Annotated in this window: 13 protein-coding genes; 6 read left to right on the top strand and 7 right to left on the bottom strand. The window is 68.0% G+C overall.

Annotated features, from left to right (window positions below):
- Positions 1–34: 34 nt before the first annotated feature.
- On the bottom strand, positions 35–559 hold the full coding sequence (locus AC1DNG_RS16185) for a YceD family protein (protein WP_079553424.1): 525 nt from the start codon (positions 557–559) through the stop codon (positions 35–37).
- Positions 560–733: 174 nt separating this feature from the next.
- On the bottom strand, positions 734–1,234 hold the full coding sequence (gene coaD, locus AC1DNG_RS16180) for a pantetheine-phosphate adenylyltransferase (RefSeq protein WP_223916485.1): 501 nt from the start codon (positions 1,232–1,234) through the stop codon (positions 734–736).
- An 87-nt stretch (positions 1,235–1,321) separates the two neighbouring features.
- Between coaD and AC1DNG_RS16175 the strand changes: the two genes are divergently transcribed.
- Genes AC1DNG_RS16175 through AC1DNG_RS16165 form a run of 3 tightly spaced genes read left to right on the top strand, consistent with a single transcriptional unit; the run spans position 1,322 to position 4,175 of the window.
- Positions 1,322–2,182, top strand: a complete 861-nt coding sequence (locus tag AC1DNG_RS16175; RefSeq protein WP_476887778.1) for an SDR family NAD(P)-dependent oxidoreductase — start codon at positions 1,322–1,324, stop codon at positions 2,180–2,182.
- A complete protein-coding gene (locus AC1DNG_RS16170; protein ID WP_476887777.1) occupies positions 2,179–3,387 on the top strand; it encodes an aminotransferase class I/II-fold pyridoxal phosphate-dependent enzyme in 1,209 nt (402 codons plus the stop codon). The genes AC1DNG_RS16175 and AC1DNG_RS16170 overlap by 4 nt, the downstream gene beginning before the upstream one ends.
- Positions 3,388–3,389: 2 nt before the next feature.
- Positions 3,390–4,175: a spermidine synthase gene (locus AC1DNG_RS16165; protein WP_476887776.1), complete on the top strand. Its 786-nt coding sequence runs from the start codon at positions 3,390–3,392 to the stop codon at positions 4,173–4,175.
- Here the strand turns inward: AC1DNG_RS16165 and rsmD are convergent.
- The 5 genes from rsmD to AC1DNG_RS16140 form a co-directional block, all read right to left on the bottom strand.
- A complete protein-coding gene (gene rsmD, locus AC1DNG_RS16160; protein ID WP_476857249.1) occupies positions 4,172–4,786 on the bottom strand; it encodes a 16S rRNA (guanine(966)-N(2))-methyltransferase RsmD in 615 nt (204 codons plus the stop codon). The genes AC1DNG_RS16165 and rsmD overlap by 4 nt on opposite strands.
- 39 nt (positions 4,787–4,825) lie before the next feature.
- The gene (locus AC1DNG_RS16155; RefSeq protein WP_476887775.1) at positions 4,826–7,078 is read right to left on the bottom strand and encodes an ATP-dependent DNA helicase RecG; all 2,253 of its coding nucleotides are present in this window, start codon (positions 7,076–7,078) and stop codon (positions 4,826–4,828) included.
- Positions 7,068–8,144 carry a DAK2 domain-containing protein gene (locus tag AC1DNG_RS16150; protein WP_476887803.1) on the bottom strand — a complete coding sequence of 359 codons (1,077 nt, stop codon included), beginning with the start codon at positions 8,142–8,144 and terminating at the stop codon, positions 7,068–7,070. Before AC1DNG_RS16150 ends, AC1DNG_RS16155 begins: the two co-directional genes overlap by 11 nt.
- Positions 8,145–8,166: 22 nt before the next feature.
- Positions 8,167–9,192, bottom strand: a complete 1,026-nt coding sequence (thiL, locus tag AC1DNG_RS16145; RefSeq protein ID WP_476887802.1) for a thiamine-phosphate kinase — start codon at positions 9,190–9,192, stop codon at positions 8,167–8,169.
- 165 nt (positions 9,193–9,357) lie between these two features.
- The gene (locus AC1DNG_RS16140; RefSeq protein WP_476887774.1) at positions 9,358–12,354 is read right to left on the bottom strand and encodes a hypothetical protein; all 2,997 of its coding nucleotides are present in this window, start codon (positions 12,352–12,354) and stop codon (positions 9,358–9,360) included.
- A gap of 210 nt (positions 12,355–12,564) precedes the next feature.
- Between AC1DNG_RS16140 and AC1DNG_RS16135 the strand changes: the two genes are divergently transcribed.
- The 3 genes from AC1DNG_RS16135 to wecB all read left to right on the top strand — a co-directional run bounded on the left by AC1DNG_RS16135 (position 12,565) and on the right by wecB (position 14,793).
- A complete protein-coding gene (locus AC1DNG_RS16135) occupies positions 12,565–13,140 on the top strand; it encodes a YdcF family protein (RefSeq protein WP_476887773.1) in 576 nt (191 codons plus the stop codon).
- 145 nt (positions 13,141–13,285) lie between these two features.
- Entirely contained in the window at positions 13,286–13,597 is a 312-nt protein-coding gene (locus AC1DNG_RS16130) for a hypothetical protein (protein WP_476857245.1), read from the top strand.
- A 50-nt stretch (positions 13,598–13,647) separates the two neighbouring features.
- On the top strand, positions 13,648–14,793 hold the full coding sequence (wecB, locus tag AC1DNG_RS16125) for a non-hydrolyzing UDP-N-acetylglucosamine 2-epimerase (RefSeq protein WP_476887801.1): 1,146 nt from the start codon (positions 13,648–13,650) through the stop codon (positions 14,791–14,793).
- The last annotated feature ends 63 nt before the right edge of the window (positions 14,794–14,856 follow it).

Below are 14,856 nucleotides of genomic sequence, written 5' to 3'. Positions count from 1 at the left end.
CTAACTCATTTCTCTCTAGAAAAACACTTACAAATCAGTTTTGCCGGTCAGGCTTAGCCAAGTCAGCCAGGGCGGCCCAGCGAGGATCTACGACCTCGTGGTGATGCCCCGGCTCGTCTTCCAGGCGCACTCCACATTCGGAGCAAAGGCCCTGGCAGTCTTCCCGGCACACCGGCTGGAACGGCAGTATGGTGACAACTGCGTCCCGCAACACCGGCTCAAGATCGATCAGATCGTGCTCGACTCGACGTTGCTCTTCTTCGTCTTCTTCATCGGAGAACACAGCATCCTCGTAGAAGAAAAGTTCTTGCACATCAACCTCTTGGTCATACGCAAGGGGATCCAGGCATCGGCCGCATTCGCCAGTAACTTCAACGTGCGCGGTTCCTGATACCAGAATTCCTTCGTGTACGGCCTCAAGCCGCAGGTCCAGCTCGACATCCGAGCCTTCCTGCACGCCAATGAGCGCCACGCCAAGATCACTTGGCGCGGGTACATGTTCCGTCAGCGTCCGCATGCTTCCCGGACTGCGTCCGAGGTCCTTGACGTCGAACGCCAAGGGCGAACTAGCATCTCGTTTAATGAGAACTCCTGTTGAACATATGACCGACGTACTATCTTAGCCTGAACTTCCGGACGGACTCAAACCGGGGGCACGCCGGCGGTTCACACCACAAGCGGCCTCGGATTCGGGCCCCGCAACCGGCAGCAGGCCGCCGAGTACCGGTCAAGCTTACACTTTGCGCGCCCGGTTCGGGACCGGCTCGCCCGGGGCCAGCCGTTTCAGCACGGAGCGGGGAACAAAGTCCGAGACGTCCCCGCCGAGGGCGAAGACCTCTTTGATGAGGGTGGAGGACAGGTGGAGGTAGTGGCTTTCCGCCGGCAGGAACACCGTCTCGACACCGGTCAGCTGCCGGTTCATCGTGGCCATCGGCAGTTCGTAGTCGAAGTCCGAGGACGAACGCAGGCCCTTGACGATCGCCGACACACCGCGCTGCCGGCAGTACTCGGCCAGGAGACCCTCCCCCACGGGTTCAACCACGATCCCGCGCAAGGACGCGAACGTTTCCCTGGCCATGTCGATCCGCTCCTCCAGGCTGAAGCGGTACTTCTTGGAATAGTTCGTGGACACGGCCACGATCACCTCGTCGAAGAGGCCCGCGGCACGCGCAATGACTTCCAGGTGTCCATTGTGGATGGGGTCAAAAGAGCCAGGGCAAACAGCGCGTCTCATGCTCCGAACCTACCGTATCCGCGCCGCAGCCCGGGATAACATGGCTGAATGTCAGCATCGAACAATCGCGCGACTTCTCCTTTCACTGTGCGGCCTGTCGCTGCGCCGCCTTTCACCGTGGACGGCGGCGTGGTCCTGGTCACCGGTGCCGCCAGCGGCATGGGCCGGCTCTACGCCCTCCGCGCCGCCCGGGAAGGCGCCGGGGTGGTGATCCTCTGGGACGTCGACGCCGATGCCCTGGCCGGCACCGCCGCTGAAGTTGCCGCTCTGGGCGCCCGCGCCGTCCCCCGCACGGTGGACCTGGCGGATCGCGCCGCGATTGCCGGCGCCGCCCGGGAGGCCCGGGCCGAGGGGCCGCTGGCGCTGCTGGTGAACAACGCCGGGATTGTCCGCGGCGCGTACTTCTGGGACCACGCCCCGGACCGTGACATCGCCCTGACCATGGACATCAACGCCCTCGCCCCCATGTACGTCACCCTGGAGTTCCTGCCGGACATGATGGCCGCCGCCGGCCGCCCGCGCCGGGTCCTCAACGTTGCCTCCGCCGCCGGCACGGTCTCGAATCCGCGGATGAGCGTGTACGCGGCTTCGAAATGGGCCGTCATCGGCTGGAGCGACTCGCTCCGGCTCGAGCTTGAGCAGCAGGGCTACGGCCACCTGAAAGTCACCACCTTCTGCCCCAGCTACATTTCCACCGGCATGTTCGAGGGAGCCCGCGGTCCCCTGCTGACCCCGCTCATGACGCCCGAGGACGCCGTGGACAGGGCATGGCGCGCTACGGCCGCCGGGCGGCCGCTGCTGATCGCCCCCGCCATGGCCACGCTGGGGAAAGTACTCAAGGGCATACTGCCGGTGCGGGCGTGGGACTTCGTGGGCGGAAAGGTCTTTGGGATCTACACCACCATGGACAGCTTCACCGGCCGGGACGAGAAGGCGGGCACCCGATGAGCCCCCTCATGCCGTTGCCGTGGCAGCGCGCCGCAACCGGCGCCAACCTGCTCTCCCCCGATGGCTCGCTGGGCGTGACGATCTTCGAGGAGATGACCACCCTGGCCCTGAGCACGGGCGCCATCAACCTTGGCCAGGGCTTCCCGGACGAGGACGGCCCCGTGGAGATTAAGGAGGCCGCCCAGGCCGCGATCGCCGCCGGAGCCAACCAGTATGCGCCCGGCAAGGGCATCCTGCCGCTGCGGGAGGCGATCTCGGTGCACCAGCAGCGGTTCTACGGGCTGGACCCGGATCCGCAGACCGAAATCATCGTCACGACCGGCGCCACGGAGGCCATCGCCGCGGCCCTGCTCGCGCTGGTAGGTCCGGGAGATGAAGTGCTCACCTTCGAGCCGTTCTATGACTCCTACGGCGCCATCATCGGGCTCTCCGGCGCCACGCATGTCACCGCCCCGCTCCTGGCCCCGGATTTCATGCCGGACCTGGCCGCACTCGAGGCCGCATTCAGCAACCGCACCAAGGTGGTGCTGATCAACAATCCGCACAACCCGACCGGAGCGGTGTTCCCCCGCGAGGTGCTCGAGCGCGTCGTCGAACTGGCCGCGAAATACGACGCCGTCATCGTCACCGACGAAGTGTACGAGCACCTGACGTTCGGTGTGCGGCACATCCCGATCGCGACGCTGCCCGGGGCGGCGGAGCGCACGCTGACCATTTCCTCGGCCGGCAAGACGTTCTCCTTCACCGGCTGGAAGATCGGCTGGCTCTCCGGGCCGGAGGAGCTCGTGGCCGCCGCCCGGACGGTCAAGCAGTTCCTGAGCTACAGTTCCGGCACGCCCTTCCAGGCCGCGATCGCGGTGGGCCTGGGGCTTCCGGACGAGTCTTACGCCGGCATCGCCGACACCCTCCGGTACAAGCGCGACATCCTCAGCGAGGGACTGCGCGCGGCCGGCCTCGACGTGCTGACCCCGCAGGGGACCTACTTCGTCAACGTGGACACCTCACCGCTGGGGATCACCGATTCCGTGGAGCTGGCCCGCAGGCTGCCGGCCCTCGTGGGCGTCGCCGCGATCCCGGTGCCCGTCTTCTGCCACGCCGACGGCGCCGAACGCACCCGCAGCCTGCTCCGCTTCGCGTTCTGCAAGCAGCTGCACGTTCTGGAGGAGGCCGCCGAGCGGCTGGCGACCTTGCGCGACAGGCTGTGAACATGGCCGGGCAGCAACCCGGGGCCTCGCGGTTCCTGCGGACCACCGGGCAGCACGCCGTAGTCGAACCGGATCCCTTTACCGACGGCGGCTTCGTGCTGAGCATCGGCGGCGCCGAGCAGTCCCACGTCAACCTGGCCGACCCCGCGGACATCTTCTACGAATACCTGCGCAGGATCGGGCACGTGGTGGACCTCGCCGCCCCGTGGGGCGAGCCGATCACGGCGCTGCACCTGGGCGCCGGGGCCCTGACGCTGGCCCGCTACATCCAGGCCACCCGGCCCGGCTCGGTTCAGTACGCCGTGGAGCTGGAGCGGGAACTGCTGGACTTCGTGCTCGCGCAGCTGCCCCTGCCGGAGGGAACCGAGCTGCACACGGTGATCGGCGATGCCCGCGACGCTCTCGCCGGGCTTCCGGCGGACCTGCGCTTCGACGTCGTGATCCTGGACATCTTCTCCGGGCCGGAGGCGCCGGAACACATCGCGTGTACCGGGTTCTACCAGGAGGCGGCGGCCCGGCTGACGCCGCGCGGCGTGTTGATCGTCAACGTGGGCGACGAACCCGGACTGACCCTGGTCCGGAGCCAGATCGCGGCCATGCGCCGGGCCATGGCCGACGTCTCGGCCTTCGCGGAGGCCGGAATGTTCACTGGCCGGTTCCCCGGGAACATCATCCTGACCGGGACGCAGGGGCCGTGGCCGGAGGTCTGGACGGCGGCGCTCACGGCGCGCGGTCCGCATCCGGCCCGGCTGCTCGCCGGCGTCGATTTGGACGCGCTGGCCGGCTAGTCCCCTGCTTCCAGGTCCACGGCTTCCACAGCGTCCGCGGCTTCCACGCCGGGCTCGGTGAACCACAGCCGGGTTTCGCCGTACTTCTTCTCGGCAAACCGTTCCATGCCCTGGGGCCATGCCGGTTCGGGGCTCCGGGACGACCGTTCCACCACCACGACCGCTCCCTCGCCCAGGTGCGGCACCAGCTTGGCCAGCACGGCAGCGAGGGCCGGCTCGTCCAGGGGGTAGGGCGGGTCCAGGAACACCAGGTCCCAGATCGCGGAGCCGGCGGCCCGGTCGAGGAACGATTCGACCTTGGAGCGGTGCACGGAGACCACCTTGCGGCCCGTGACGGTGTTGACAAGATCGGCGTTCCGCTGGCAGACGGCGCTTGCCTTGGCGTCGAATTCGACCAGGTCCACGGAGTCCGCGCCGCGGCTGCCGCTCTCCACCCCCAGCGAGCCGGATCCCGCGTACAGATCGAGCACGCGGGCGCCGGCGATGACGTTGAAGGCGTCCAGCCTGGAGAACAGGGCCTCCTTGACACGGTCGGTGGTGGGCCGTGTCAGGTTCCCGGGCACGCTGTTCAGCGTGCTGCCGCCGGCCGCCCCGGCAATGATCCGGCTCATGCGCGGACCCCTGCGGACGTGTTTGCCTGGCTCGTGGTCCTAGCCGCGTTCAAGGAACGCCTCCTTCTCGGGGTTCAGGTATTCATCGATCGCGGCCGCAAGCCGGGGCTGGCCCGCCAGCGCGGGATCGGCGGCCACGATCCGCTGGGCGTCCTGCCGGGCCCGGGCGATCACGTCCTCGTGTTCGAGGACGCGCAGCAGCTTCAGCGTGGAGCGCCCGCCGGACTGCGAGGCGCCCAGGATGTCGCCTTCCCTGCGGAGCTTGAGGTCTTCCTGGGACAGTTCGAAGCCGTCGGTGGTTGCGGCTACGGCATCCAGGCGGCGCCGGCTCGGATGGCCCGGCTCCAGGGTGGTGACCAGCAGGCAGGTTCCGGGCAGTCCGCCGCGGCCCACCCTGCCGCGCAGCTGGTGGAGCTGGGAGATGCCAAAGCGGTCAGCGTCCAGGATCACCATGAGCGTGGCGTTGTGGACGTCCACGCCGACTTCGATCACGGTGGTGGAGACCAGCAGTTTGGTCTGGTTGGCCGTGAAGGAGGCCATGGTTTCGGACTTCAGGACGGGGTCCTGCCGGCCGTGCAGGGGCGCCACGGGTACCCCGGCGAGTGCCGGTTCGTCCTGGAGATGTTCCACGACGCCGGTGACCGAGGCGAGTTCCCGCGCGCCGTTGTCGCCTTCGAGGTCTGCGGCGGACGGTTCGGCCTCGGCCGGGGTGAAGTCGCCGTCGTCGTCCGTGCCGATCTTGGGGCAAACGACGTAGACCTGGTGGCCGGCGTCGATCTCCTCCCGCGAACGGGACCAGATCCGGGTGGCCCACCCCGGGTGTTCCGCGAGCCCCACCACGTGGGTGGAGATGGGGGCGCGGCCGGCGGGGAGCTCATCGAGCACGGAGGTTTCGAGGTCGCCGAACACGGTCATGGCCACGGTCCGGGGAATCGGGGTGGCGGTCATGACCAGCAGGTGCGGCGGTTTGCTGGCCTTGGCCCGGAGGGCGTCGCGCTGCTCCACGCCGAAGCGGTGCTGTTCGTCCACCACGATCAGGCCAAGGTCGTAGAAGGAGACGTTGTCGCTGAGCAGGGCGTGGGTGCCGATCACGATTCCGGCCGTTCCGGAGGCGGCGTCGAGCATGGCCTGCTTCCGCGCCGCGGTGGGCATGGAGCCGGTGAGCAGGGTGACCTGGACGGCGTCCGGGCCGAACCCGCCGAGCATCCCGTCCCGGGAGAGCGGTCCGAGCGTGCGCCGGATGGATTCATAGTGCTGGGCGGCGAGGACTTCGGTGGGGGCCAGCAGGGCAGCCTGTCCCCCGGCGTCCACCACCTGCAGCATGGCGCGCAGCGCCACGATCGTCTTGCCGGAGCCCACCTCGCCCTGCAGCAGCCGGTTCATGGGCGAGTCCTGGGCGAGCTCGTCGGAGAGCGTCTTGCCGACGGCGGTCTGGCCGGCGGTCAGCGTAAACGGGAGCTGGCGGTCGAAGGCGGGCAGCAGCCCGCCCGGTGCCGGGCGGCGGGCGGTCGCTTCCTCGGCGGCGAGCTGGGCGCGGCGGCGGGCCAGGGCCGACTGGAGCACCAGGGCTTCCTGGTAGCGGAACCGGTCGCGGGCCCACTGGTAGTCCGCCGGCGTTTGCGGGGCGTGGATCAGCCGGTAGGCGTCCGCGACCGGCAGGAACTTCTCCCGCGCCGCGATCTCGGCGGGCAGCGGGTCGCCGAGGGTTTCCAGTTCCACGGTGTCCAGCAGCGTCGAGATGACCTTCTGGATGGACCAGCTGGTCAGTTTCGCCGTGGCCGGGTACACCGGGATCGGCATGGCGGCGAGCTTCTCGGGGTCAATGCCCGGTGTTTCGGGGTCCTCGTCCAGCAGCAGGAAATCCGGGTTGGTCAGGCCGAGGGATCCGGCGTAGCGCGTGACTTTGCCGGAAAACATGGCGCGCCGGCCCGGCTGCAGCTCGGCCTTGGCCCGGAACCCGTTGAAGAAACTGACCTTGAGTGTGCCCGGCAGTGCGCCGGCGGCCCGCGTGGAAGCGGCACCGCCGGCGTCGTCGGAGATCACGACGTCGGTGAGGGAACCGCGCCGGGCGCGCATGGGCCGGGTGCTGTTGGAGACCACCCGGGCGATCAGCGTCACTTCCTCGTCCAGCGGGACCTCGCTGATGGGTGTGAGCTCGCCGCGGCTGAGGTAGCGGCGGGGAAAATAGTTCAGGAGCCCGCCGACAGTGGTGATGCCAAGGTGTTTTTCGATGACAGCCGCGGAGCGCTTGCCGATGCGGCGCTCCAGGCCCAGTTCAAGTTCAGCGTGCATGTCCGTCGGGGTTTCGGGTTTCGGCGGCACGCGCAGTGGCAACTGTAGGGGCTGCGGTGGCGGCAACGGTGGCGGCCGGCGCCTCCGGGTCGCGCGGGACTGCGAGCTCGCTCACGGAAAGCTCCGTGGGCTCGCCCAGGGAACGGATCAGCGCGACGGCGAGGTCCGCATCCAGGACGTGGACGTGGACGCGCCAGCGGTAGAGCCCGGCGGCGTCGGCGCCGCCGCCGACCTGGCTCATGATCACCGAGTCGCCCATTTCGTCGAGCCGTTGGCGCATCATGGCGGCGTCCAGCGGGGACAGGGAAATGGTGCACATGACTTCGACACCTTCGTCGCGCGGCATGCCGACGTGGATATGCGGATCCTGGACGTCGTAGCCGTGCAGTCCGTCCAGCAGTTCGCTCTGGAGCTCCTCGCCCAGCACGGCCGAGCGGAGGCAGTCCAGGATGAGCAGCATGCCCACGCCGCCGGCGTCCACCACGTGGGCGGCCTGCAGGGCAGCGAGCTGCTCCTCCGTGCGGACCACGGCGGCCAGGGCCGCCTCGACGGCGGCGTCCAGGGCCAGGCCCAGGGTCTGGTTGCTGTCATCGCCGTCGTGTGCGGAGTCCACCGCGGCCGCGGCCCGGGCGGCAGCCTCCATGACGGAGAGCATCGTGCCGGGCACGGGATCACTCAGCGCGGACCAGGCCCGGATCTGGGCCCGGTTCAGGGCCGCAGCCAGCAGGGGTGAGCTGATCCGGGTGTGCCCGGCCAGGGGTTCGGCGGCAGCGCAGAGGAAGACGGCGAACAGGGTTCCCGAGTTGCCGCGGGCCTGCTCCATGGCAACCTGGCCGGCCTGCGCCAGGACGGCGCCAACGTCATGCAGGGTCGGGTCCGGCGCCGCGTGCGCCGCCCCGTCCGGGTGTCCCGGCACGGCGGCGTCCGCGGCGTGGGCCGCGGCGCGGACAGTCAGGTAGAGGTTGGTGCCGGTGTCGCCGTCGGCTACCGGAAAGATATTGATGGCGTTCAGGCGGTCGCTGTGGTTGCCGAGCGTGGTTTCCGCCTTGCCCAACCACCGCTTCATCGCTTGCGCGTTGGCGGCAATCTTAGTCTGCAAAGTGATCCCATCCCACAGCGTCAGCGGGCCTGCCCGCGATCGTTACTCCCGTGCTTTCGGTTGGTGCAGGGGCCTCTACCGAGCCTATCGCAGTGAACCCGGGAGGGAGCGGAACCCCTGCCGGGAAAGTGGCGAGCAGCCCATGGTCTTCACCGCCGCCGAGGACCCAGGCCAGCGGGTCTGCCCCCAACAGCTCCGACGCCGGCAGCAGCGGGGCGGCCAGCTCCTTCAGGGCGGCGGCGTCCAGGTTCAGCACCGCGCGGCTGGCGGCCGCCATGCGGTTTCCGTCCCGGACCAGGCCGTCCGAGATGTCCATCATGGCGGACGCCCCCGCCTCACGGGCCAGCGGTCCGGCGGCGAGCGGCGGCTGCGGCCTGCACTGGGTGTCCAGGAGGGAACGCTGCCCGGCGGTCAGGGCGCCCACCGGGACGCTCGACTCCAGCAACGCCAGCCCGGCGGCGGCCCGGCCCACGGTTCCCGCTAGGGCCACGGTGTCCCCCGGCCGGGCCCCGGAGCGCAGGACGGGTTCCTTGCCGTCAAGGGTCCCCAGGATCGCCACGCTGACCGCCAGTTCGCGGCCGCGGCCGAGGTCGCCGCCCGCCACCGCGCAGGCCGCAGCCCCCAGCCCCCTGATGCCGGCCACGAGGCCGTCCGCGAAATCCTCCACCCAGGAGACGAGGGTCTCCGGCGGCATGGTCAGGCTGACCACAACGGACGTGGCCCGGGCGCCCATGGCGTTGATGTCGCTGAGGTTTTGCGCCGCGGCCTTCCAGCCGACGTCGTACCCGGTGGTCCGGTAGCCGTTGTTCCATTCGAGCCGGAAATCCTGGTCCGCCACCTGGGTGTCGATGCTCAGCACGGTCCGCCCGTCCGGCGCGGCGACAATCGCGGCGTCGTCCCCCGGCCCCAGCAGCAAGTACGACGCCGCCGCCGGTCCGCCATTGGGCTGCGGGATCGTGAGCCGCGGAAAGATGCGTCCCAGCAGCTGGGACTCCGAGAGGCCGGCAACGGTCAGTGCGGCGTCCGCGGGCAGGGCATCGGGCACGGCGGTTTCAGGGACAGCCGTTTCGGGGACAGCGGTTTCGGGCACAGGTTCGGGCACAGTTTCAGGCACAGCCCTACGCTACCGCGAGGGACTGACCGTGCCGGGCCGGAGGGTTCGAAGGAACCCTCCGGTCCGTCAGTAGGTCAGGGTCTGGCATCCCAGCGCGGAAACCCCGGTCCGAAGGACCCCGGCGCCGGCGCTGGAGACACAGACCGTGTACTTGCCCCGGGCCTTGATGGGGAGCGCGGCCCGGTATCCGTGGTTACCTCTCACGTTCAGTGCCCGGTTCACATCCAGCCGGTAGATGTTGGCCGTGACGCTGTAGCTCTTGGAGCTCGAATCCGGTGACTTCACAGTGACGCGGACCGGAACACTCTGGCTCGTGAACCCCGGATCCATGGCCCAGCCGGTCGCCACGATCGATTTATTGGTGCTGGTCCCGGACAGGCGGGCGGTGTCGAGGTAGCCCCGCACCGGGGCGGCAGGCTGCGCAACCACATCCCGGCAGCCGAGCAGTGTGTTGCCCGCACTCAGCGGGCTCACGGAGATGCCGTAAGCGCACACGCGGTAGCGGCCGGACAGGGTGATCGGGATGCTGTTCTGGAATCCGTGGTTTCCGGTCAGCGAAAACGCGGCATTGACGTCCGGCCGGGTCCCGTTCGCGGTGAAGGGGTAGCCCTTGGTCTTGCCGTCCGGGCCCGTGACGTAGATATGCACGGCGTTGGAGGCCGCCGGTGTACCGGGTTCGTACGTCCAGCCGGACGCCGTGATAACCGCCGACGGCGTCCTGGTCTGGACCACAATGGAGTCCACGTAGCCGACCGGGGGCGCAGCAAGGGTCGCCGTAGCGTTCACGCAGCCCAGGAAGCCGTTGCCCTTGGTCAGGGTCGCGACCGCGATTCCGGTGGCGCAGACGCGGTACGTACCGGCCTTCGTCACGCTCACGGATGTCTGGTACCCGTGCGAACCGGCGATCCCCATGGCGGCATTGACGTCGCTCCGGGCAGCATTGGCGGTGGTGGTCACTGACTTGGTGCTGCCGTCGGGCGCCGTGACACTCAACTGGACGGGGATCGACGCCGACGGTACGCCGGCGTCGAAGGACCAGCCTGCGACGTCCAGCCGCGCCGAGGACCCGGCGTTGATGAACGCCACGGAATCCAGGTATCCGGTGGGCGGGTCACTGACAGCAACCGGGACGTTGCGGCAGCCCAGGGTGGTGTTACCGGCAGCAAACGGGGCGACGGGGATGGCGTAGGCACAGACCCGATACGTGCCGGTCTCCGTCGCCGGGACGGTGACGGCAAACCCGTGCGTGCCGCTGACCCCCAAAGCCTGGTTGACGTCCGGGCGCTGCACGTTGGCGGTGAAGGCCTGGCCGGTGGTGGCTCCTGAAGGGGTAGTCACGTAGACGTGGACCGGGATGGACGTGCCGGTCTGGCCGCGGTCCACGGCCCAGCCCCGCAGCTTGATGGACGGTTTGCCAGACACCATGGCGGTGCTGACCTCATCGAGGGATCCCTCGGGAGCGGGCGTGCCGGCCAGGGTGAGGGTCCGGCAGCCCAGTGCTGTGTTGTTGAAGATGCCGATTGCATAGGCGCAGGCCTGATACTGTCCGGCCGCTTTGACGGTGATCGACTCCTGGAAGCCGTGGTTTCCGCTGATGCCCAGCGCCGCGTTGACGTCGGCGCGCGGCTTGTCCGCGGTGAAGGCGTGGCCCGTCGTCGTCCCGTCAGGTGCTGTGACGTAAACGTGCGTCTGGGTGGAGGTGGAGGCCGCCGCCGGATCCACCGACCATCCGCGGATGTTGATGGTGGCGCCGGACGAGGTTACCGCGAAGGCTGCGCTGTCGAAGGAGCCCTTCGCGGGCGCACCCGGCGGACGGATCGTCACGGTAGCCGCGGTATCGCTGACAGCGCCAATGGAGACCTTCGTGCCGGCGTGCGTCGTGAAAGTCTGGCCGGCCTGCCAGGCCTGGGTGTTGCTGTAGTAGCCGTTGAAGGCAGTTGCCCGGGTATTGGGCGGAAGCAGGATCGAGGTGTTGCCTCCGCCTTGCTGAGTGATCTTCACGCCGCGGTTTCCGTCTTGCGCAATGACGGAGTCGTAACCGACCGGGGTGCGGAGTTCCAGGAAATAGACCTCGCCGGATTTCGGGTCCGTGAACTTCGCTGCGCGGTTGGCACCCGTTCCGGCCCAAGGCTTGAGGTTCACCGTGCGGGGGGCGGACAACGTGCCCAGGTTGGCGATCTCGTTACCGTTGCCGAACCGGCCCATTTCCCAGAAGCTGGCGCTGATTTCCGGCATGATGTCGAAGTGCGAGATGCCCATCAGGTCCAGGTTGTCGCCGTAGGTCTTGATGCTGCAGGTGGCATCCGCAAACCCGGCGAATGGCCCGGAGGCCACGTCCATGGCCCCGCTGCCGCACAGCAGGCTGTTGGCATGGTCCATGCCAAGGGCGTGCCCGAACTCATGTGCCAGGACAGGCGTGGAGAGCTGGCTGTTTTTTGGCATCAGGATGCGGCCGCCGATGTTGCCGTTGCTGTAGGTCATGCCCGCGGCGCCGTTTGTGAGGTAGGCGCCGGGGATGAACATGACCAGTGCCGTGTAAGAACTCTGCGTCCAGCCCAGCTCCTGGGAGACGATGTCCACAATCTGCGCCGGCGACTGCTTGGAGGTCGCGGCGGACTTGTGCAGCTGGCGCGAGGAAGTCAGCGCAATGTCCACCCGGCCCGCGGTGGCGTAGGCCCAGTAGCGGTTGGCGGCGCTGAGCGAGGCCTTCGCCGCCGCCATGGGGACGGCCGCGTCCGTTTCGGCGGCAGACTTGTCGGCCAGCTGCACCGTCACCAATGTGGTTTTCAACGTGCCGGCCAGCGGCGCGCTGACGTAGGTGTACTCGGACTTTGCCCTGCCTGCGGGAGGTTCCGGGCGCACAAAGTCATCCACCTGCCCCTGCGGGCTTGGATCCGACACCGCCGGCACGGCACCAGTCTGCATGGCAGCCGCCGGCGCCAGCGCTCCGGCGGACACCTGTCCGGCGGCCGGCACCTCGACAGCGGCCACGGCGGCCTGCGGCAAGGTTGCTGCCAGCATCACGGCGGCAATCACGGTTGCCGCTATGTTTAGTTTTCGCAAGATTGCTCGCTTAGGGGTGAGACCGCAGGTGGAGACCTGTTGGTGGGAGCGACGTAAGTTGCCTACAGCATAAACGGCAATCCACATCTGTCACCCCAGTAACTTTGATCTCCAAAATCACAACTGCATCACGCATTCTTTTATGCAAGTTTTGGCGCAGTACCGGCGCACCATTTCGCCACCTGAAAACCGCGTGCCAAACTCTTAGCCGTGCTTCCTTCAGTTGCCGCGGTGAATACCGCCACCCGCAGGGTGCTCGCCGTCGCCGTCGGAGGCCTCCTGTTGTGGCTGATCATCGCCCTCCAACTGTTCGTCAACGTGGACCCGCTCAGCGTGCACCGGACGGACGCCGTCATCATGCTGGGCGGCGCGGCGTCCGAACGCCTGCCGGTGGCGCGCCAGTTCCAGGCCGATTTCCACGTTCCGGTCCTCGTGATCTCGCACACGGACACGTTCGGCAACCGGGCGGCGGATGAGGCGTGCAATTCGGCCGCCTTCCCCAACGCGGCCGTCATCTGCTTCCGCCCCCCGGACCTGGACACCCGCGGCGAAGCACTGGCAATCTCCGGCCTGGTCAAGGCCAACGGCTGGAAGTCCGTCACCGTAGTGACGTCCAGTTATCACCTCACCCGCGCGGGGCGCCTGATTGGCCAGTGCACGACGGCGGACGTACAGATGGTTGCCTCGCATCCGGACCTGGATTTGGGCCAATGGCTGCGGCGGTTTGTGATCGAAACCGGAGGACTGATCGACGCTTCCTTGCGGCCGGAATGCGCCAATCAGTGAGCGGAAATGTAACAATTGAACCTCAACCGGCTGAATTGGTTAGCCGGTTCGGGCATCTGACCGAGGCAAGGAGGGCACGCTGGAACACTCTCCTGACCACCCTCCCCCGTTGGTTGCCGCGCCCCGGCACCTGCGCAGGCGCCGCATGCACGCAGAGATCCCGGACGGCCTCCTGGTGCCCGGCGCGGTGCCGCTTCCGCTCAAGGAACCACTTGCCGAGGCTTCGGTCGAGCAGGATGCCCCAATTGTGGATGCCGGAACAGAGGACGCACCGGATCGGGACACTACAGGCCCGGCCGCTGAAGCTGCGGCCCAGGCTGCCGCTATCCGGGAAAAAGAAGCCCAGCAGCTCATCCGGGCCGCATCATATCGGCGCAAACGGCGTGTGGCTTTCTTGGCCATGCTCTTCGTTGTCATCGCGGTGCCGGCCATCGCGCTTGCCCTTTTCTTCGGCTGAACCCGGCCCACAGACCTTAATAACCGCTCGCACACCCTTGGGGAATGACCATGCACAGCATCATGCCGATCTTCGGAACTAGGCCGGAAGCCATCAAGATGGCGCCGATCGTCAGCGCGCTCCAGGAGTCTCCGCTCTTCCGCTGCATCGTGACGGTCACCGGGCAGCACCGCGAGATGCTGGACCAGGTCAACGAACTCTTCGGCATCGTTCCGGACCACGACCTCAACATCCTGCAGCAGGGGCAATCCCTCTCGGCCATTATGACGCGGACCATTGACGGGCTGGAGAAGCTCTTCGCCGGTACTCGGCCGGACGCCGTCGTCGTCCAGGGTGACACCACCACCTCCACCGCCGCCGCCATCGCGGCGTTCTACCACGGCATTCCTGTGATCCACGTCGAGGCCGGGCTGCGCAGCGGCGACCTGCTCTCGCCGTTTCCGGAGGAAGCCAACCGCAAGATCACCAGCCAGATCACCCGCCTGCACCTGGCACCCACCTCCACCAGTCGGGAAAACCTGGAAAGGGAAGGCATCAGTCCGGAGGACATCGTGGTGACTGGCAACACCGTGATCGATGCCCTCCTCACCACGGTGGACAAGCAGCTCCCCTTCACGGACCCCCGGCTCGAAGAACTGGACGCGAGCGGCCGCCGGATCCTGCTGGTCACCACACACCGGCGCGAAAACCAGGGCGAATCCATGCGCAACGTGGGCCGGGCGCTGGCCCGGATCGCCGACGCCGAGCCGGACCTTGTCATCGTGCTTCCCGTCCACAAGAACCCGGTGGTACGCGAGGCCGTGCTTCCCGCGCTGGAGGGCAAGGCCAACGTCCTGGTGACCGAGCCACTGGCCTACGGCGAATTCACCCGCCTGCTGTCCCGGGCGCACATCGTCCTCACGGACTCCGGCGGAGTGCAGGAGGAAGCGCCCAGCCTCGGCAAGCCCGTCCTGGTGATGCGGGAAAACACGGAGCGGCCCGAGGCCCTGGAAGCCGGCACCGTGAAGCTCATTGGCACCGACGAGGAACGGATTGTTGCCGAGGTGAGCCGACTCCTGCACGATTCCGCGCACTTTTCCGCCATGGCAAACGCAGTGAACCCCTACGGCGACGGCAAGGCCGCAGCCCGCACGGTGGCGGCGATCGAGGAGCTACTGGGCGTCGGCTACCGGACTGCGGAATTCAGCGCGGCTTAAGCGCCTCAGCGGACGCGGACCAATGTCCGGCGCCGCTCACGACCAGCCTTTGAAATCTTGGGG

Source organism: Arthrobacter sp. 01T425 (genome assembly GCF_056398725.1).
The sequence above is the reverse complement of the archived record's forward strand: the minus strand, read 5'-3'. Positions and strand labels throughout refer to the sequence as shown.